General features: G+C 61.1%; 18 protein-coding genes and 1 pseudogene. 10 read left to right on the forward strand and 9 right to left on the reverse strand.

Annotated elements, in window-relative coordinates:
• Positions 1-357 precede the first annotated feature (357 nt).
• Positions 358-996: an S-adenosylmethionine-binding protein gene (locus GY791_15255; GenBank protein ID MCP4329784.1), complete on the forward strand. Its 639-nt coding sequence runs from the start codon at positions 358-360 to the stop codon at positions 994-996.
• Positions 997-1,001: 5 nt separating this feature from the next.
• Here GY791_15255 and GY791_15260 read toward each other — a convergent pair whose 3' ends face one another.
• Positions 1,002-2,345: a hypothetical protein gene (locus GY791_15260; protein ID MCP4329785.1), complete on the reverse strand. Its 1,344-nt coding sequence runs from the start codon at positions 2,343-2,345 to the stop codon at positions 1,002-1,004.
• Complete coding sequence (locus GY791_15265; protein MCP4329786.1) at positions 2,342-3,859, reverse strand: DGQHR domain-containing protein; 1,518 nt, start codon at positions 3,857-3,859, stop codon at positions 2,342-2,344. Before GY791_15265 ends, GY791_15260 begins: the two co-directional genes overlap by 4 nt.
• A gap of 261 nt (positions 3,860-4,120) precedes the next feature.
• On the opposite strand from GY791_15265, the pseudogene GY791_15270 reads away from it, so the two are divergent.
• Both GY791_15270 and GY791_15275 read left to right on the forward strand, forming a co-directional pair.
• A pseudogene (locus GY791_15270) lies at positions 4,121-4,252 on the forward strand (enoyl-CoA hydratase).
• 233 nt (positions 4,253-4,485) lie between these two features.
• Positions 4,486-4,971 carry a nuclear transport factor 2 family protein gene (locus GY791_15275; GenBank protein ID MCP4329787.1) on the forward strand — a complete coding sequence of 162 codons (486 nt, stop codon included), beginning with the start codon at positions 4,486-4,488 and terminating at the stop codon, positions 4,969-4,971.
• A gap of 157 nt (positions 4,972-5,128) precedes the next feature.
• Here the strand turns inward: GY791_15275 and GY791_15280 are convergent, their stop codons facing one another.
• Entirely contained in the window at positions 5,129-5,494 is a 366-nt protein-coding gene (locus tag GY791_15280) for a DUF4440 domain-containing protein (protein MCP4329788.1), read from the reverse strand.
• A gap of 159 nt (positions 5,495-5,653) precedes the next feature.
• Complete coding sequence (locus GY791_15285; protein ID MCP4329789.1) at positions 5,654-6,691, reverse strand: hypothetical protein; 1,038 nt, start codon at positions 6,689-6,691, stop codon at positions 5,654-5,656.
• A gap of 190 nt (positions 6,692-6,881) precedes the next feature.
• On the opposite strand from GY791_15285, the gene GY791_15290 reads away from it, so the two are divergent.
• Positions 6,882-8,390, forward strand: coding sequence for an MFS transporter (locus tag GY791_15290; GenBank protein ID MCP4329790.1), 1,509 nt, complete (start codon positions 6,882-6,884; stop codon positions 8,388-8,390).
• Positions 8,391-8,767: 377 nt separating this feature from the next.
• On the opposite strand, the gene GY791_15295 is transcribed toward GY791_15290, so the two are convergent.
• Both GY791_15295 and GY791_15300 read right to left on the reverse strand, forming a co-directional pair.
• On the reverse strand, positions 8,768-8,986 hold the full coding sequence (locus tag GY791_15295; protein MCP4329791.1) for a hypothetical protein: 219 nt from the start codon (positions 8,984-8,986) through the stop codon (positions 8,768-8,770).
• A 57-nt stretch (positions 8,987-9,043) separates the two neighbouring features.
• On the reverse strand, positions 9,044-9,277 hold the full coding sequence (locus GY791_15300) for a hypothetical protein (GenBank protein MCP4329792.1): 234 nt from the start codon (positions 9,275-9,277) through the stop codon (positions 9,044-9,046).
• 101 nt (positions 9,278-9,378) lie between these two features.
• Between GY791_15300 and GY791_15305 the strand changes: the two genes are divergently transcribed.
• Positions 9,379-10,104 carry an SDR family oxidoreductase gene (locus GY791_15305; GenBank protein MCP4329793.1) on the forward strand — a complete coding sequence of 242 codons (726 nt, stop codon included), beginning with the start codon at positions 9,379-9,381 and terminating at the stop codon, positions 10,102-10,104.
• Between the two features lie 18 nt (positions 10,105-10,122).
• Here GY791_15305 and GY791_15310 read toward each other — a convergent pair whose 3' ends face one another.
• The 3 genes from GY791_15310 to GY791_15320 form a co-directional block, all read right to left on the reverse strand.
• On the reverse strand, positions 10,123-11,487 hold the full coding sequence (locus GY791_15310; GenBank protein MCP4329794.1) for a hypothetical protein: 1,365 nt from the start codon (positions 11,485-11,487) through the stop codon (positions 10,123-10,125).
• A 158-nt stretch (positions 11,488-11,645) separates the two neighbouring features.
• Positions 11,646-12,569 carry a homoserine O-succinyltransferase gene (locus tag GY791_15315; GenBank protein ID MCP4329795.1) on the reverse strand — a complete coding sequence of 308 codons (924 nt, stop codon included), beginning with the start codon at positions 12,567-12,569 and terminating at the stop codon, positions 11,646-11,648.
• 207 nt (positions 12,570-12,776) lie between these two features.
• The gene (locus GY791_15320; protein MCP4329796.1) at positions 12,777-13,238 is read right to left on the reverse strand and encodes a pentapeptide repeat-containing protein; all 462 of its coding nucleotides are present in this window, start codon (positions 13,236-13,238) and stop codon (positions 12,777-12,779) included.
• A 141-nt stretch (positions 13,239-13,379) separates the two neighbouring features.
• Here GY791_15320 and GY791_15325 point away from each other — a divergent pair, with 141 nt between their 5' ends.
• From GY791_15325 to GY791_15345, 5 genes are all read left to right on the forward strand, one after another.
• Positions 13,380-14,243: an isocitrate lyase/phosphoenolpyruvate mutase family protein gene (locus GY791_15325; protein ID MCP4329797.1), complete on the forward strand. Its 864-nt coding sequence runs from the start codon at positions 13,380-13,382 to the stop codon at positions 14,241-14,243.
• Between the two features lie 188 nt (positions 14,244-14,431).
• Positions 14,432-14,659 (forward strand): DUF2384 domain-containing protein, encoded by a 228-nt coding sequence (locus tag GY791_15330; GenBank protein ID MCP4329798.1) that lies wholly within the window; start codon positions 14,432-14,434, stop codon positions 14,657-14,659.
• Positions 14,660-14,746: 87 nt separating this feature from the next.
• Positions 14,747-15,598 carry a DUF1194 domain-containing protein gene (locus GY791_15335; GenBank protein ID MCP4329799.1) on the forward strand — a complete coding sequence of 284 codons (852 nt, stop codon included), beginning with the start codon at positions 14,747-14,749 and terminating at the stop codon, positions 15,596-15,598.
• Between the two features lie 63 nt (positions 15,599-15,661).
• Complete coding sequence (locus GY791_15340) at positions 15,662-16,123, forward strand: MHS family MFS transporter (GenBank protein ID MCP4329800.1); 462 nt, start codon at positions 15,662-15,664, stop codon at positions 16,121-16,123.
• 249 nt (positions 16,124-16,372) lie between these two features.
• Positions 16,373-16,945 (forward strand): hypothetical protein, encoded by a 573-nt coding sequence (locus tag GY791_15345; protein MCP4329801.1) that lies wholly within the window; start codon positions 16,373-16,375, stop codon positions 16,943-16,945.
• Positions 16,946-17,013: the final 68 nt, after the last annotated feature.

The following is a 17,013-nucleotide window of genomic DNA, read 5'->3' on the forward strand; positions in this document are numbered from 1 at the left end:
GTCCGGCCGCACCAAAATCGTCTCGAAGTGAAACCGGAGAACCCATGGCAAACCTCCATCCGTTTGCCATCTTGAATCAGAAAAACACCGTTCCGGAAAGCCCCTATATGAGTCCCACTCACAGAGACTTGGTATTAGTGACGAGACCGCCGAAAGCAGCAATCGCCGGGCAATATCTGCTGTCAGGGGCAAAACAGACCTACCGCTAACGCGACTGGGAGTCCGGCAATAGTCGCCAGCCGCTTTTCAAATGGTCGACTTTGAATTTGTCGGCGCAACCCACTGCGGCGGATACTGAACGGTCAATCCTATGCTATAAGAAGAACACTTTGAATTTCGCTTCAAGAGAGTACGCGCATGAGTATGAAAGCAGCAGAACGATCAGCTGGCTCAGATCTGGTACTTGCCACGCAGGGACAGAAGTTTGGAACAATCCTCGCCGACCCGCCATGGCAGTTCCAAAATCGAACTGGCAAGATTGCTCCTGAGCATCGTCGACTATCGCGCTATCCGACGCTTACACTGGAAGACATTTGCGCACTGCCCGTATCAGGTTTGGCAGCCGAAATGGCGCATCTCTACCTCTGGGTGCCAAACGCATTGTTACCTGAAGGCCTTCGTGTGATGACGGCCTGGGGCTTTCAGTATAAATCGAACATCGTGTGGCACAAGATTCGGAAAGACGGTGGATCTGACGGTCGGGGCGTCGGTTTTTATTTCCGTAACGTCACTGAGCTTCTCCTCTTTGGAACGCGTGGCAAGAACGTCCGGACCTTCGATCCAGGAAGACGTCAAGTGAATATGATCGAGGCTCGAAAGCGGGAACACAGCCGCAAGCCGGACGAGCAATATGACATTGTCGAGAAGTGCAGCCCTGAGCCTCGCATCGAACTCTTCGCCCGCGGTGGCCGAGAAGATTGGACAGTTTGGGGCAATCAATCGGTAGAATACGTACCGACCTGGTCGACGATTAGATACCGGGAAGTCGCCGTCTAGTATGATTACCCCGGACAAAGGGCCCAGAGCCCGACCCGCTCATGGCTGCAAAGGACGCTGAACCGGTCGCCGAGATTGGTAGCGATACCAGTGGCAGTCTGCATAGACCTTGGATCTGCGTCACCAAGTCGCGCAATATCGTCGATCGCATCTCTCACGTCGGCCCAAAGGTCGCTCAACGTTTCGGGTGGCACCTCGATGGCCCAAAGTCCCCGCGTTTCGCCAATCGGCCTCCACCAAAATTCCAATTCGTTCTCGCGGAAACCTGCCTTCTGGAGCAAATCGTTCGCGGAACCTGTCGCAATCCGAAGAAGCAAGACCGCTCGGGATGTCACCGAAAACACGTCTATCGCTTGGCCAATGGGGGCGTTAGTAGAGTAGTGGAAGATAGTCGGATCTTTTGGGACCTGGCGCCGCAGTAGGAAATCACGCCAACGTTTTGCAGCCGACTGAGATAGTCCTCGGGCGGCAAGTATCTGGTCTACCAATCGAACGAACTCTCGATTGCCGCGGTCGGCGATTGTGCCTGTTGAACCGGCGAAGTGCCGTTCCAAGGCGTACCGCAGGATGTGTCGGTCAATCTCCTCAAAACTTGATGGGATGCTCGGCTCAAGTGCCGCCCAGAGGTCTTGCACAAAACCAAGCCTGGCGGTTGGAGTAATCGTCCACGTGGACGGAATACCATCAGGCCGATAACTAGACTCGTTTCTTGCGTCCCGATCTCTTGTCGCAAGATTTAGATCCATACCCCACTGTTGGAACCAGTCTTGAGCTTGGGGCGCCAGAGTTTGGCTACCACCAACTGGTAGAAACCAATCGTCGAGGGTATGGCCTTCCGGCCGAACAAGCCTCGCAAACAACGCACCAGACGAAGGTTGTTGACTCCAATATTTCAAGGCCGCCCAAGCTATTTGGTGAGTGCCCAAATTCGTGGTGAGGCGGGCCGTCGCATTGACGTCGCTGACAATAAAGTGCCTGTGATTGAAGACCCCAATACCAGCTCCCGCGAGCAGCGACATACCAGCTCGCAGTTCTGCGTAGTAGGCCAAGTGCAGAGCCCGGTGAGCGTCGCCGGTCATTAGACACGCGACCGTGCGCCCCACGTATCCCCATGCATCATTGGCGTGGAGCACCGCGCTGGCCGCGATATATTGGGCCAAATTTCTCTTCTGCCGTTGAGTGAGTGGGTGGTCTCTTTTCAGCCTCTCGACGACGCTTTTTGCATATCGATTGGTTTTTCCGATCCACCGGGAATCTCTCACGAACCGTTTCAGACCGGCGAATGTATCCTGTATGTCCGACCGCGAAAGTGCCGCGATTGGCGTTTGATCTGCAACGGGGAGCGTCATGTCCGCTCCTCGTCTACAAAATGTTTAGCTGCGTCAGCCACCTCACCTTTGCCTTTAGCTAAGTGTTCCAGGAGCTGTGTACGAAGCTCTTTGTATCCACTGCTTCCCCTGAAAACGAGCTTCGCCCGGCGATCTTGTTCCTCTAACTCTGGCGCCGAGCTCGTCCGCCAGTCGAAACCGGCGAGCGACTGGCCGACTGATTTGAGGAAAGGAGCGAAATCCTGCTTTTCAAGAGTCTTCAGATGGCCCTCAACGGACTTGACCGGGTCAGAGGGCGCGCGTTCATTCGGAATCCAATTGTTTAGTTTCAGCACAGTCGCCCGGATGTAGCAAAGGTCGTTCACAACCTGGAGGTAGCCGCGCACGCCCTGATCGGTCGCAATCAGCGAGAACGGACCGTAAAAGGCTAAATCGTCCTTGAATGTTCTCTTCTCTGGGCGTTGCCGCAACTTTTCGGCCCAATCCGCCGTTGATGCTTGGACGGCGGTCTTAAAAATGTTCCAAATGAAGATCAGGAACGCGGACTGTTGGGCTCTACTCCAGCCCAACACCTCGCCGACACGCTTTGAGCGTCCACCAAAGAGACCGCCAGCTTTGCCTGCTCGGCCCTCCCAGGGTCGAACGAATGTGGCGATAAGTGACTTGACCCAGGCGCTCTGCGAAACCCAAGGAATTTGGCGCTCGCCGAGCATATTGATACGATCATACCAAGGGCTCGAAGGATGTGACCAGAGGATCTCTGTCAGTTCCTGTGCCCGGGTCTCTCGGTAGATAGCGTGTCCCTCAGCTCGGTCGAGCCAGTCTTCGCTGCGAAGCAACGGATAGAGGTCGAACGCCAAGCTGGCGTTAATCCGCTTAGGTTTGATGTTGATGGTCCAGAAAAGATAGGCCTGCCAACTAATATCCAGGCCAACAAAGGCCACAACGGGGAGTTCAAAGCCGGCGATCTGCGAGCTGTTGTCGAAGGCCCAAAGTCGGTGCTGGCCATCGATCACTTCGAAAGGCGGCAACTTGGTCGGCGACCAGTCCGCAGTCCACTTCGCGTAGGGAAGCTGTAGCGTGCAGATACCATCAGCGTCTAACATTACAGCCAGGTCGCGATTTTCGATCATCGCTCCGCCGCGTTCACTGCCCTTGACCAGAATATTTAAAACCACCGCTGTCGGCAGCCATCCGGGTTTTCTTAGGTCGTTAAACTCTACACTTAGACGCTTTGTCTTGCTTAGTGTCGACCAAGGGTAGCCGTATTCCACAAACCGGCTGATTTCTTCTGACCGTCCAGGGTCATGTTGACGCTGGATGCCAAGGTCAGCGGTACGAGGCTGGGCGTTCTTAGCCTGGCGACGGACGATCCCGGACAAGCTTCGTAGCTCTCGGGCTGGCAACGAAAATATGTAAAAGTGCGGAGGCGGTTTGGTACGGTATTCAGTGGGATCAAAGTCAATCTTATTCCAACCAGGCAACCACTGGCGGACCTTCAATGCTTGGATTTGGCGAAGTTTGGCTTCAGGCATCAACCAGAACCCTGCGTGTATAGTCCATCAACCTCTTTCGACCTACGATCGGCTATTATCGGCTTGCCATTGCAAACATCCAGTATTCTAACAGAGAAGTCGGTCGTTTTGACCATCGACTATTCACTGTTGAATCTAGATTGAACCGCCACGTATTGGATTCAGTCCAATGTCCACCTAAGGTCGGGAACGGACTTTGAACGATCCCATCAGGAATATCTGGTCCGGGCCAAAGCAGACAAATTAGAGTCAAAGCGAACCACCTTGTTCGACGGCGTCTCCCGTCACACGCGGGAGGGTATGGCGTTCAAGCGCTTGGCCGAACGCGAGGGCTTCCACGAGGCGGCGGCGCTGCGCGACAGTGGCCAAGCGATCCCGGACGGGACCGAGTGATGTGGCAACGAATGCGGCCGTTCGGCGCCGACCTTTTCGGCGTCGAATAGCTGTCGTTCCGAACGTGCTTATCCGTTTTGCCGCTATATGCCGACGCTATCCGGCCCCTTGTCGTATTGCGCGAGATGACCAACAGCGGACATTCTCCAAATGTTACCTTCCAAAAGCATGTACGATGGGGGCAGGCTATCTTGCCGGCCAAATACGACTGCAATAACGAAAGAGGAATCAGGATGAACCGACGTGCCGTTCTAACGATCGCAGCTTCGTGCGTAATGGGATTGACGCTGTTTGCCGGAAGCGCAAGTACACAACAACCTTCCGATATCGAGGCGATCAAGGCCGCGCACCAAGCTTTCTATACGGCGCTTTCCGCGAAGGACGCCAAAGCGATGGAGGCGGTATGGGCAAACAAGCCGTATGTCACCAATATCGGTCCAACGGCTGAGACGATAGCCGTCGGATACGCGAATGCTGTGACCGAGTATTGGCCGGCCACATTCGATTTGTTCTCGCAAATTGATGTTTCTCCGTTGTCGATCGCTCACATTCAGGTCGGCGAGAAGCTGGCTTCGGTCGTGGGCACCGAAAGCGTTGTCCTGCTGCGTAAGGGCGGCGGCGAGCCTCTAGAATTCGAAGCCCTTGTCACGAATGTCTTTGAGGAGGACGGCGATCGTTGGCTGATGATTTCTCATCAAGCGCAAACCGTCAAAAAATAGAATTTGAACCCCAAACACGGGCCAATCCGAGTACCTCGCGAGATCGCTTTGCTATATGGGGAATTTGGCTATTGGGGCTCTGCCGCCAGCCGACCACTTCGGCATCCGCGTCCTAGTGACCGACTTCCATTGTGGGTCGAAGGCCGAAGACAGTCGATCATCCAAGCGCCTCGAAATGGTCCTCCCGGAGGCGCACGGTTCTGTCGGACTGCAGCACCCACAACTCTCGCGTGATTTCGCCATGCGCCTTGTTCATGTTCCATTTGGAGGAGAGGACGGCGGACTCGTCGTCGATCACGTCGATATTGGGGTCGATATAGGCGACATCGGAAAACCCGTCTTCGACCAACTTCGTCCAGAAAGCCTCGATTTCCGCCCGCCCGGTGAACGTGCCGAACGGCGTCGCGACCATGACGGCGTCCTCCTCATAGCAAGAGGCACAGCCGGCCGCATCGCCGCTATTGAAGAAATTTCGCCACCTCTCGCTGGCGGCGATCGTGGCTTCTTCCATCGGGTGGGTCATGACCGTCTCCTGCGTTTACTGTTTCCGCCACCCTTGCTGCTCGGCGATTCGCCAACGACCGGCAGGGTGACCCAATGACTCACGATACCAAAGATGGGCCGGGTTTGCGTGTACCGCGGCGCGCGGTCCGCAGCCGCCCGCACCGTCGAAGCCGGTTCTTCAGGGCACCGGTTGATCTACGGTCTTATAGGCCTCAACCAGACTGGGAGAATCTTCGCAGCGTGTGCGCGGCAGGCCGTCATGCACCTCGAGCCACGGCATCGCACTTTCGACACCCAAATGGTAGGTCGGCGCATAGCCCTTCGGGTCGTCCAGGCTGGCGGTGAAGATCATGGTCCACTTCGTCCACTGCCCGACCAATCCCCGGTACACCAAACCGGTCCCGCAATCAGCGCAAAAACCCCGCTCGGCGATTTTCGAGGATTGATAAAATTTGGGTTCGCCCGCGATGAACCGAACCGATTCCGTAAGAAACGTCGTGCCCGCGACGATCGGCGCGCCGGTGAATTTTTGGCACATCCGACAGTGGCAAAACATCGAGCCCAACTCCGGCTCGGTGATCTCGTAACGAACCGTGCCGCATAGGCATCCGCCGGCGATGCGAATTGTTGTCTCGGCGGGCATGTCGATGAAAGGTCGGAAGGCGACCTTTGGCGACGATTTCGAGGACCCCGCGCTGTAGTGATAGGCGCGGATCGGCTTGGCGATATTCTTCACCTGATGGGCGCCCAAATCGGTGAACGGGTGCTCGATCTCGCCGTCGACGTGGGTGAACACAAGACTTGAGACGCACACGCCGTTCGGTTCGGCCAATTCCTGGAGACGGGCGGCGACATTGACCCCATCGCCATAGATGTCGTCGCCCTCGATCAGCACATCGCCGAGATTGATACCGATACGGAACCTGATTTGCTGGTCTTCGGGCATCTCCGCATTGCGCCCGACCATACCTTTCTGAATTGCGACGGCGCACTCGACCGCATCGACAACGCTTCGAAATTCGACCAGGATTCCATCGCCCATGAGCTTGACGATACGACCTTGGTATTGACCGATGGTTGGATCGATCAACCCATAGCGGTGACTCTGCAAGGCATGCAGCGTGCCGGTTTCATCCTCGCCCATGAGGCGGCTATAGCCGACCACGTCGGCGACCAGGATCGCCGCCAGCTTTCTTTCGATCTTGTCCTGCGACATGGCCGCCGACCTCTGTCCTATTCTCGGTTGCCGTTCAGCCTAGTGAATTCGGCCAAATCTGTCGAACGGCCAGAGCGCCATGGCGGCCACGCGACTGGTCCCGGACCTCGTGCGCTTGCCTTCGGACGCGCGAGCGGGGAAACTCGATGAACCTAGCGGCACCCAAGTTGCAACCCGCCGAGGATGGCCGGTGATCAACGACACAAACCGCAAGTGGTGGATCTTGGCCGCGATGGGCGGCTCCCTGGGGCTGGTCGTGCTCGACGAGACGATCGTCGGCGTCGCGCTGCCGACCATTCGGCAAGACCTGGCCATGACCGTGGTCGCCTCCCACTGGATCATCAGCGCCTATTTGGTGGTTTTCACCGGGCTCGCCGCGGCGTCGGGGAAGACCGGCGACATGGTCGATATCAGGTCCTTCTTCGTCGCCGGCGTGATGATTTTCGGGTTTTCGTCCATGGCTTGCGGCTTCGCCCAGAACGGCGCCTGGCTGATCACCGCGCGTGCCATTCAGGGCATCGGTGCCGCGATCATTTTCCCGACCTCGGTGGCCATGCTGACCAAGGTCTTTCCGCCGGAGCAGCGCGGCCTGGCGTTCGGCATCCACGTCGCCTGCGGCGGCACTTTCATGGCGCTGGGGCCGTTGGCCGGCGGCTTCATGATCGACGTTCTGTCGTGGCGCTGGATTTTCTGGATCAACCTGCCGGTGGCGGCCGCGGTCGTCGTGATCGTGTGGACGGGCTGGGCCGGGGCGACTCGCGCCACCGGCGCGGCGCGTTTCGACTACGCCGGCCTGGTCACACTCGTTTTCGGGCTGGTCGCCATCGTGCTCGGGCTCATGCAGGGCGGCGACTGGGGCTGGTCGGCGCCGGCGACCCTGGCGGCGCTGGTCGGCGGTACCGTTCTGCTCGCCGCCTTCGTCGCCATCGAGGCGCGCAAGTCGGCGCCACTGATCGAAGTCCGGCTGTTCCGCAACGCCACTTTCAGCGGTGCCAACCTGGCGATCTTTGCCGGGCAGTTCGGCCAGATTGCCGTCGTCGTCTTCATCGCCATCTATCTCCAGCACGTGCTCGGAATGAGCCCGCTGAACGCGGGGCTCGCTTTGCTGCCGGGGGTGTTAGCGCTGCCCTTCGCCCCCATTGTCGCCGGCCGGCTCAGCGACCGTTTCGGCGCGCGCCGGCCGGTGCTGGTCGGCGGATTTCTCTTCGCGCTGTCCTTGTTCGGTATCGCCTTTGCCGTCTCGGCAGAAAGCTATGGCTTGCTTGTGGTGCCTTTGATCGTATGGGGTTGCACCATGCCGATGCTCTACGTGCCGACGCGGCGAGCGGTCATGGCAACCGTTCCGGCGTCGGAGCACGGCGAGGCGGGTGGGATCAATCTGAACTGCCCAATTGCTCGGCGGCACCATCGGCATGGCGGTCTGCGGCACGCTGTTTACGATGACTGGCGATTATCGCGTCCTCTTCCTGACCTCGGGCGCCCTCGCGATGGTGGTCTTGGTCATCGCCTGGTTCACCATCGAGCGCCCTGCCGACGGCCAGCCCGCCGGATAGTCGAATTCCCGGCGAGGCAACCTGTCTCACATTGTGAAGGCCTGCCCGCCTCCGACCTGGGTTTCCAGTTCGCGCGCGCCGTGTCTATCCCTCCACCGGGCAACGCACGGAGAGCTCGACGGCACAACGCGCGTCGAGTGTGTTGAAGGTCGCATCGCGCTTGCAATCCCAGCCGCGATAGATCTCTTCCGTCCGCTTCGGGCAATGGGTCGGGCATTGCGGTCGGCGGGCGGCCGCTCCGGCCTCGCCGGCGGCGACCGCGCAGACCCGGTTGCCGAAATCCTGCGCCCCGCAAACCCGCGGCAGTTTCCTACGATTTCCACGTTCGCCGCGTAGATGGTGATGACGTCGCCGCAATCGAGAGTGTTCGGGATGGCCGCCGCATCGGCCGGCACGACGTAGTCGGGGAAGACGAAGGCGCCCATCTCGTTGACGAATGCCACCGCCGCGCAGCCGGCAACCGCGCCAGCCATCAGAATAACGCGCCACTACGAGCGGTAGCCAAAACCTGACCCGGAAATTCTCACAGCGTTCGCACCAGTTCGGACGCAAAAATCACTGCAAAGCAGATTCCCGCGGCGAACAGGGCGCGGAGGAACCGTCGTCTCTTCAACTCGCGCAGTTTCGACACCTTGAGCAGTTCGAAAGCGACCTCATTGATCGGGTCGCAGCGATCCGCACAGTCCCGAATTTCCTCGACGCTGCCATATTTTTTCGGGTCGACATAAAGGATGTGCTGCAAATTCGCGGTTTGCTCATTGGCGAGTTTCGGCGCCTTTTTTCGCGACGGGTATAGGACCTAGCCGAACAGCAGTATTGGCAGAATGACGATGCCCCAGGCGATTAGGATGCCGATAAGCACTCCGTCGGAGGATTTGGGGATCGAGTCGTCGATATTGCCGATAATTCCCAACGCGAAGATGTATCCAATCCCAACGATCTGCGACTTCGTATCGTAAGCACGCACAGTCGTTTGCGCCTCGTTCAAACTATCGCGCAGCAGGCCCAGAGATTGTGGATTCGCCGGTTCCATTCTTGCTCTCGCCAAATCACCGATCGAAAGCGTCACTATCATTATTGCGCCAATCGTTCAAACTCGGTGCAAAATCGGACGCGACGGAACGGAGGCGTGACATGGGCCAAGACGAACAACCTAGGGGGGTCGTCATCACCGGCGCCGCGGGCGATCTGGGCGGCGCTCTGGCCGCCAGCTACGCCGCCGAGGGGTTCGTCGTTTATGGCGCCGATATTCGCCCCGTTGCCGCGGCGGAATCGATTGTCGCGATCGAGACCGACGTCACCGATCGCGATGCGGTCAACGATCTCGCGCGGCGCGCAGGCGGCGGGACGCGGCTCTGCACGTGGATCAACTGTGCCGGCATCTTCGCGCCGGCACGGATCCGCGACGCCGACCCCACCGTCTGGGAGCGCATCATCGCGGTCAACCTGACCGGAACCTTTCATGGTTGCGCGGCCGCGCTCGGCATTCTCGGGGAGGCCGGCGGCGGCAGAATCGTCAATGTCGGATCGCTATCCGGTCATGTCGGCGGCACCGGTGTCCACCCGGCCTATGGCGCCTCCAAGGCCGGCGTCCACGCGCTGACCAAATCCTATGCCCTCGAGGGTGCAAGATTCGGCATTTGCTGCAACGCCGTCGCCCCCGGCGTTCTAGAAGGCGAAATGGGCAGCCAATTTTCCGAGGGCCAACGGCAGCGCCTGATCGACTCGAATCCGCTCCGTCGGTTGGGGACGATGGACGATGTCGTCGACGCGGTTCGGTTCCTCGCCGACCCCGTGCGCGCCGCCTATCTCAACGGTGTCATCCTACCGATCAACGGCGGCGCTTACATGCCGTCTTGAGTATTTGCGGACACGGCGCTAGCGCCGGCTCAGCACCTCTTCGAACATGCCGTCCGCGCGACTGCGCTCGCCGATGGCGACCAGTTTGCCGTCCTTCAGCGCATAGTGAGAGGTGCCACCCGGGTTGCGCTCGGTGACCTTGTGCCAAACGATCCGGATATCGTCGCCATGAACGGACAGCGATATATCGCTCTCATAGGTCCACGCATTAGGCCAGCCGGTCTTGAGCTGACAGCCATCCTTGACGTCGACCTCGGTCTCGACGACCGCGTTGCCGACATAGAAGAAAGGCGCCTGCCGCTCTTTGATGGATATCGTTCCCGACGTCGACTGGACCTCGCATTCGAGGTCCGCCTTGCCGTTGGCCCGCCATCGTCCGATCAGTAGCTTGTCGAGCTCCGGCTCGCTGATCCCTGTCGGTGTCGCGCCGTCCTTGACCGGCGACCGTTGGATCTTCTGCGTCGGAATGTCCAATTCTACCGTCTTCGGAACCGCTGGCTTCGGAACCGCGGCCACCTGCACTTCTTCGACCGGCGCCGGGGGCGAGATCGCTTCCGCCGTCGGCTCGGCCGCGAGCTCTTGCTCGAATACGATTCTTTCTTCTGCCGACGGCCTCAGAGTGGGGGTAATGGCCGGCTGCGGGGGCGCCTCGGCGACTACCGGTGGCTTCTCGGCGGCGGCTTCCGCGGTCGTTTCGGCGCTGTCGGCGGCCTCCGTCGAGCCCTCCTCCCATGGCGCTTCATCGGCCGCCTCGGCAACCGCGGGCAATGCCTCGGGCGGGCTGGCCGTCGGCTCCGGCGGTGCCGCAGCTTCGGGCGCCGCCTCGGCGACTTCGGGCGCCGGATCAGCGACTTCGGGCGCCGGATCAGCGACTTCGGGCGCCGCCTCGGCGACTTCGGGTGCCGGTTCAGAGACTTCAGGCGCCGGCGCCGCGGCCGGTTGTTCCTGGCTTGCCGGCGTCTCGGGCGCCGCCGCCTGCTGGGCCGACTCCGTTTCCTCCTCGGCATCCAACTGCTCGAGCGCCACCGCCGGACCGGTTACCGATAATGCGGCGATCTTGCCCGCGCCGGTTTCGCCCTCGCAAACCGCGCCCCAGGTGATTTCGCCGGTACAGACCGCTCCATTGCAGCGGATCTTGGCGCTCCCGCCCGCCGGCACGGACTTTCTGCTGATGAAGTCGCCGGCCCATTCGTAAGTCACGATCAGGTCGGTCTCGCAAATATTGGAAAACGAGAGCTCGCGCACGACGTTGTCTTCGATCGCGACGACTCGCCCGCCCCCGGCGGATATGCACTCGGCACCCCCGTCGTTGGTCGGCGTACAGGCCAACGCGACACCACTCGCCAATCCGGCGCCCGCGGCGGCGCAGATGGCTACAAACATCCCTTTCCGGATAGACAAGGCCGGCTCCCTTACCTGCTTTCCCCGATCGACGAAGTATACAAGAGGATGCGTCGGCGCGTCGCGCAAAAGTTCATGATTCGACGCCGGTTCCGGAAAAGATCACCGCGAATGCACGGCGTCGATTCGGCGGCCCGCATTCAGCCGCCGGCGCCGATGGCCTCGATGTCGAACGGGGTGTCCTGATACAAAGCGCTGATCCAATTGCCGAATATGAGATAACCGTAAGGTCGCCATATGTTTCTCGGTTCGGCCGCCGGGTCGTCGTTGGGGAAGTAATTGGCCGGAAGCTGGATATCCATCCCCGCCTCGACGTCGCGTTGGTATTCCTGGCGCAGCGTGTCCAAATCGTATTCGAAATGATTGAAAACGTAGAGGTCGCCGCGTTCGTTGTGCTCGATGACGGCGACGCCGGAATCGGCGGATTCGATGAGGATGGCGAGCTTGGCGTGGGCTTCGACATCGGCGCGTCGGGTTTCCGTGTGGCGCGACACGGGCATCGGAAACCGCTCGGGAAAACCCAACAGCGTCCGCCTTCCCTGCGCGACCACGTCCTGCTCGAACACGCCGAAGGCCTTCTGCGGCAGCTCGAATTTGGGGATACCGAATTCGTGGTAGAGCGCGGCCTGGGCACCCCAGCAGATGTTCAGGCTGCGGGTCACGTTGCGCCGCGACCACTCGAAAATACCGCGTAGCTCGGCCCAATAATCGACATCCTCGAACGCCATGCGCTCGACCGGCGCGCCGGTAATCACCAGGCCGTCGAACTTCTCATCCATGACTTCCCGGTGAGTCTTGTAAAACGTCTTCAGATGGCTTGGGCTGATGTTGCTCGGCGTATAGGTCGACGTCGTCAGCAGCGTCAAATCGACCTGCAGCGGCGTATGCGACAGCAATCGCGCCAACTGGATTTCTGTCTGGACCTTCTTCGGCATCAGATTGAGCAAAAGGATCCGCAGCGGTCGGATGTCCTGCCGCAGCGCTTGGTGGCTGTCGATGATCTCGACGCCCTCTCCCTCAAGCACGCGGCGCGCCGGCAAGTCATCCGGGATCTTGATTGGCATCGTCGGTGCTGACCCTCTACAAGCTTAGGTTCGGCGGCGCATACGCGGCATACGCCGTCGGCTCGACGTAGCAAGCACAGCCCGGCGCCAAAATCAACGCCGGCTCGGCCGTGGAGACCAAACCCCCCTGGGATCCACGCTCGCGACGATTGTCACGGTTAACTAGATCGGCTCATTGGCCTTTCAAGTCGAGGAAGGGCAACTAGGTCAGCACTCGGGAACTTGGCGCCCTTCCGGTAGTCGGGTCGCGGCGTCGCCACAGGCGAGGTCGATTTGATACTGGTACAGGGTAGCCCCGGAAAGGTCCGCGCCACGTAGGTCGGTGGCGATGAGATTGGCGCCGCGAAGATCGGCGCCGCGCAAATTGGCCTGCCTGAGATCGGCCTTGTAGAGGTCGGCGCCAAGCAGGATAGCCTCCGGCAATTCGGCTCGCGACAGGTCGGCCCGGCTCAGATCGGCCCGGTAGAGAAAGGCGCCCTTCAGATTGGCCTGATCGGGATTGACCCGTTCCAATTCGATACCCGCGAGTTCGGCCCCGGCGAGCCGGCATTCCGAACAGTTTCCGGTCGAACGAAGCCGCATCACATCGCCGGCCTCGAACGCGCCGGCGCCCGCCAGCGGAACGGTTAGGGCCGTCGCCATGGCAACCAAGAACGTGAGCGTCCGCATCGATTCGACCGCAACCTCAATTGCGCTTCATCCACTTTACCACCAATCGACCAGGCGGCGCGTGTTGCACACGGCGGCTGTTTGTTCTATTTTTGTTCTATCGCTCTTAACCATCGATGGGCGCATTGCCAAACAACGTTAATGGAGCAAGCCGTGGACGACGACCTGCAGGCCAAGGCAAGACGGTTTCATGACCTCCATCACGGCGACGGCGCCTTTATCATGCCCAACGCCTGGAACGCGGGCAGCGCGCGCATCCTCGCGGCGGGCGGATTCGAGGCGCTGGGGACGACCAGCGCCGGTGTCACCTACGGCCGCGGTGTCCCCGAGTACGAATACCGCGTGCCGGGTGAGGAGATGTTGGAGGCGTTCGGCCACATCGCCGCCGCCGTCGATGTGCCGGTCAACGGCGACCTCGAGGCGGGCTACGGCGACTCGCCGGAAGCGGTCGCCGAGACGATCCGTCAATCGGTCGCCCACGGCATGGTCGGCGGCGGCATCGAGGACCATACCGGTGACCCGGCGTCACCGCTCTACGACGCCGAGCACGCGGCCGATCGCATCCGCGCCGCGCGGGCGGCCGCGGACGACACGGGCATTCCTTACACGCTGACCGCGCGCGCCGAATGCTATCTCGTTAGCCACCCCGACCCCTTCGCCGAATCGGTCCGCCGCCTCAACCTCTATCGCGAGGCCGGAGCGGATTGCCTCTACGCGCCGGGGACCAAGGACAAGGACACCATCGCCGCCCTGGTTCGCGAGGTCGACGGGCCGGTCAATGTGGTCATGGGCCTCGCCGGCGTCGCCCTGTCGGCTCGCGAGCTCGAGGATCTCGGCGTCAAACGCATCAGCATCGGCGGGTCGCTGGCCCGCGCGGCGATGGCCGTGGTTCGCGACGCAGCCCGGGAAATGGCCGAAGCGGGCACGTTCACATTCGCCGCCGATGCCATCCCCGACGCCCAACTGTCGGAAATTTTCAGGCGCTACGAGACCCCCGACTCTTAAGTGCGCGGAGACAACGGCGGCTCGGCCGCCCGGCGACCAGACCGCGGCATATTCGAGACGGGCCGGCACCGCATTCGCAACGTCTGCGGTTGGTTCGGAAAAAAGTCACGGAGATTCAACGGAACCGACAAGTTGACGTCGCGATGGGTGGGTATCGTGGCTGCATCCATCAACACGGAGGAACGCCCATGCTCGTCAAAGAAAATGCCCGGCTGATTGTCCGCGCGGTTCACGTCTTTCGCGACGTCGAACGCGCCGAGACTTGGCTCAAGGCGCCCAACGCCTTGCTCCAGGGCGAAACGCCGCTGGAGGCGCTGAAAACCGTCGGCGGCGCGGCGCGGGTCGAACGACAGCTCAATTGGTACGCCGGCGACCGCGTCAAATCCGATAAAACGGATCATCTCCGCTCCGCCTGACCCGGCGCGCGCGTCCACCCGGTGGGCGGTAGGCCGCCGTCGGCCCGCCTTGTATAGTGGCTCCCTTACCCGCCGGGGACGCCTGCCATGGTCGCGCTCGTTCGCCCGTTGGCCGCCGCAATCGCCGTGGTCGCGCTCGCCGGGCCGGCGCGCGCCCAATCGCCGGTCCCGGTCGATGTCGCTTTGGTGCTCGCGGTTGACGCCTCGGGCAGCATCGATGCCGCCGAATTCGATCTACAGAAGGACGGCATCGCCGGTGCCATCACCGATCCGCTGGTGCTGTCGGCGATCGTCAGCGGACCGTTCCAGCGCCTGGCCATCGCCTATGTCGAATGGGGCGGGCCGGCGATGGCCGAGACCGTGGTCGGCTGGCATATCGTCGAGGACCGGCCATCCGCCGAGATGTTCGCCGCCGCGGTGCGCGGCGCCGGCCGTTCGCTGCAGAGCTACAACGCGATCGGCGATGCGATCGTCCACGGTGCGGCGCTGATCGAACACTGCCCGTGCGAGGCGTTTCGCGCCGTCATCGACGTCTCCGGCGACAACCCGGACAACCGCAGCGTCGTCCCGGCGCTCGTCGCGCGCGAGCTGGCCGCCGCCGCCGGCATTACCATCAACGCGCTGGCGATCCTCGAGGGCGGGCCCGTCGGGGCTTCGGGGCGGCCCTATCTGGTCGAGAATTACGAGGCCGAAGTGATCGCCGGACCGGGCGCGTTCGTCATCGCGGCCGAGGATCGGGCCGACTTCGCCACCGCCCTGCGGCGCAAGATGATCCTGGAGATAGCCGGCACCATGCCGGGCAATATGACCGCGGCCGCGATTGGCAGATCGGGCCAGCGCCTGTATGAAGCGTCCTTGATGCCTACCACGATGCGTCGGCGCGGGATCACCGGGCGCGGACGGTCGCTCGGTTGTACTGTGAATGGATACGCATGCTAACATGCGATTAGCTGCGGATTCGGAGCGAATGCCCGGCCGACACCGGACGGTGGGAGTAGTGGCATGGAGGCCTCGAGCGTAACGACGATAAGCGGCCGCGCCCGTGTGGCCAGCATGATCGGCAACGCGCTGGAATGGTACGACTTTGCCATCTATGGCTATTTCGCCGCCATTATCGGCCGCCAGTTCTTTCCCAACGAGGATCCGGCGGTCTCGGTAATCTCCGCTTTCGGTGTTTTTGCGATTGGTTTCCTCGCGCGCCCCGGTGGCTCGATCCTGTTCGGAAACCTCGGCGACCGCGTGGGCCGGCGCCGCGTACTGATCGTTTCCGTTCTTGCGATGGCTGGCCCAACCACCCTCATTGGGCTGATGCCGACCTACGAAGCTATCGGCTTCTGGGCCCCGGCCATCCTGATTATCCTGCGGCTCTTGCAAGGGCTTTCGGTCGGCGGAGAGATGACCGGTTCGATCACGTTCATGGTCGAAGGCGCGCCGAGCGGCCGTCGCGGCCTGGCCGGCAGTTGATCCTATCTCGGCGTCGGCATTGGGTTCCTGCTTGGTTCGGCGGCCGGATCATTGGTCACCGGCCTGCTCAGCCCGCCGGCGGTCGCAGATTGAGGCTGGAGAATTCCGTTCCTCTGCGGCTCCGTCATCGCCGTATGTGGCTATGTGATCCGGCGCCATGGCCTGTCGGAGGGCTATCAACCGAAAGATACCGGCGCCCCCTGGTACACAGGACCGCTACGCCAAGCGGTGACCAAGCATGGCCGGCAGATGATTCAAGCAATTGGAATTGCCGCTTTTTTCGCCGGCGGCTTCTATCTGATCTTCGTTTATCTGACGACCTATTTGACCAGTGTTGTCGGCGACCCCGCGGCCGATGCCTTCGACATCAACTCTATCAATATGGTCATCTATGCGGCGCTCTCAGTGGCCGGCGGCCTGCTCGGAGATCGCTTCGGGTTCGGGCGGGTGCTGCTGTCGACGGCGATCGCGGGGCTGGTCCTTGCGTGGCCGCTGTTTTGGCTTGTCGACCATGGCAATCCGGTGCTGGCGTTTCTTGGCCAGTTCGGCTTCGTACTGATCCTGGCACCCTATGGCGGGCTGTTCGCAACGACCATGGCGCTTCTGTTCCCGCCCGCCGTGCGCATGAGCGGCTTCTCGGTCTCTTACAATGTCGCCTTCGCCATTCTGGGCGGAACCGCGCCTTTGGTTGCGAGCTATTTGGTACACCGCGGCGCGGGCGATCTCTCACCCGCTTACGTCTTGATGATATGCGCCGCAATTTCGATCGCATCGCTCGCCTGGGCCTGGCGCGACCTGCCGACATCCAACAAATCGGCTTAGCCTATTCGTTCGCGGCTAGTCCTCGACATATCGTGGGGGTGGATGTCGCGTCCGGTTCACCTGCCGAC

The organism is Alphaproteobacteria bacterium (genome assembly GCA_024244705.1).
Classification (GTDB): domain Bacteria; phylum Pseudomonadota; class Alphaproteobacteria; order JAAEOK01; family JAAEOK01; genus JAAEOK01.

Coding starts and splice junctions, on each gene's coding strand:
- GY791_15255 (MCP4329784.1), top strand. CDS start 358: ATGAGTATGAAAGCAGCAGAACGATCAGCTGGCTCAGATCTGGTACTT.
- GY791_15260 (MCP4329785.1), bottom strand. CDS start 2,345: ATGACGCTCCCCGTTGCAGATCAAACGCCAATCGCGGCACTTTCGCGG.
- GY791_15265 (MCP4329786.1), bottom strand. CDS start 3,859: ATGCCTGAAGCCAAACTTCGCCAAATCCAAGCATTGAAGGTCCGCCAG.
- GY791_15275 (MCP4329787.1), top strand. CDS start 4,486: ATGAACCGACGTGCCGTTCTAACGATCGCAGCTTCGTGCGTAATGGGA.
- GY791_15280 (MCP4329788.1), bottom strand. CDS start 5,494: ATGACCCACCCGATGGAAGAAGCCACGATCGCCGCCAGCGAGAGGTGG.
- GY791_15285 (MCP4329789.1), bottom strand. CDS start 6,691: ATGTCGCAGGACAAGATCGAAAGAAAGCTGGCGGCGATCCTGGTCGCC.
- GY791_15300 (MCP4329792.1), bottom strand. CDS start 9,277: ATGGAACCGGCGAATCCACAATCTCTGGGCCTGCTGCGCGATAGTTTG.
- GY791_15305 (MCP4329793.1), top strand. CDS start 9,379: ATGGGCCAAGACGAACAACCTAGGGGGGTCGTCATCACCGGCGCCGCG.
- GY791_15310 (MCP4329794.1), bottom strand. CDS start 11,487: ATGTTTGTAGCCATCTGCGCCGCCGCGGGCGCCGGATTGGCGAGTGGT.
- GY791_15315 (MCP4329795.1), bottom strand. CDS start 12,569: ATGCCAATCAAGATCCCGGATGACTTGCCGGCGCGCCGCGTGCTTGAG.
- GY791_15320 (MCP4329796.1), bottom strand. CDS start 13,238: ATGCGGACGCTCACGTTCTTGGTTGCCATGGCGACGGCCCTAACCGTT.
- GY791_15325 (MCP4329797.1), top strand. CDS start 13,380: ATGGAGCAAGCCGTGGACGACGACCTGCAGGCCAAGGCAAGACGGTTT.
- GY791_15330 (MCP4329798.1), top strand. CDS start 14,432: ATGCTCGTCAAAGAAAATGCCCGGCTGATTGTCCGCGCGGTTCACGTC.
- GY791_15335 (MCP4329799.1), top strand. CDS start 14,747: ATGGTCGCGCTCGTTCGCCCGTTGGCCGCCGCAATCGCCGTGGTCGCG.
- GY791_15340 (MCP4329800.1), top strand. CDS start 15,662: ATGGAGGCCTCGAGCGTAACGACGATAAGCGGCCGCGCCCGTGTGGCC.
- GY791_15345 (MCP4329801.1), top strand. CDS start 16,373: ATGATTCAAGCAATTGGAATTGCCGCTTTTTTCGCCGGCGGCTTCTAT.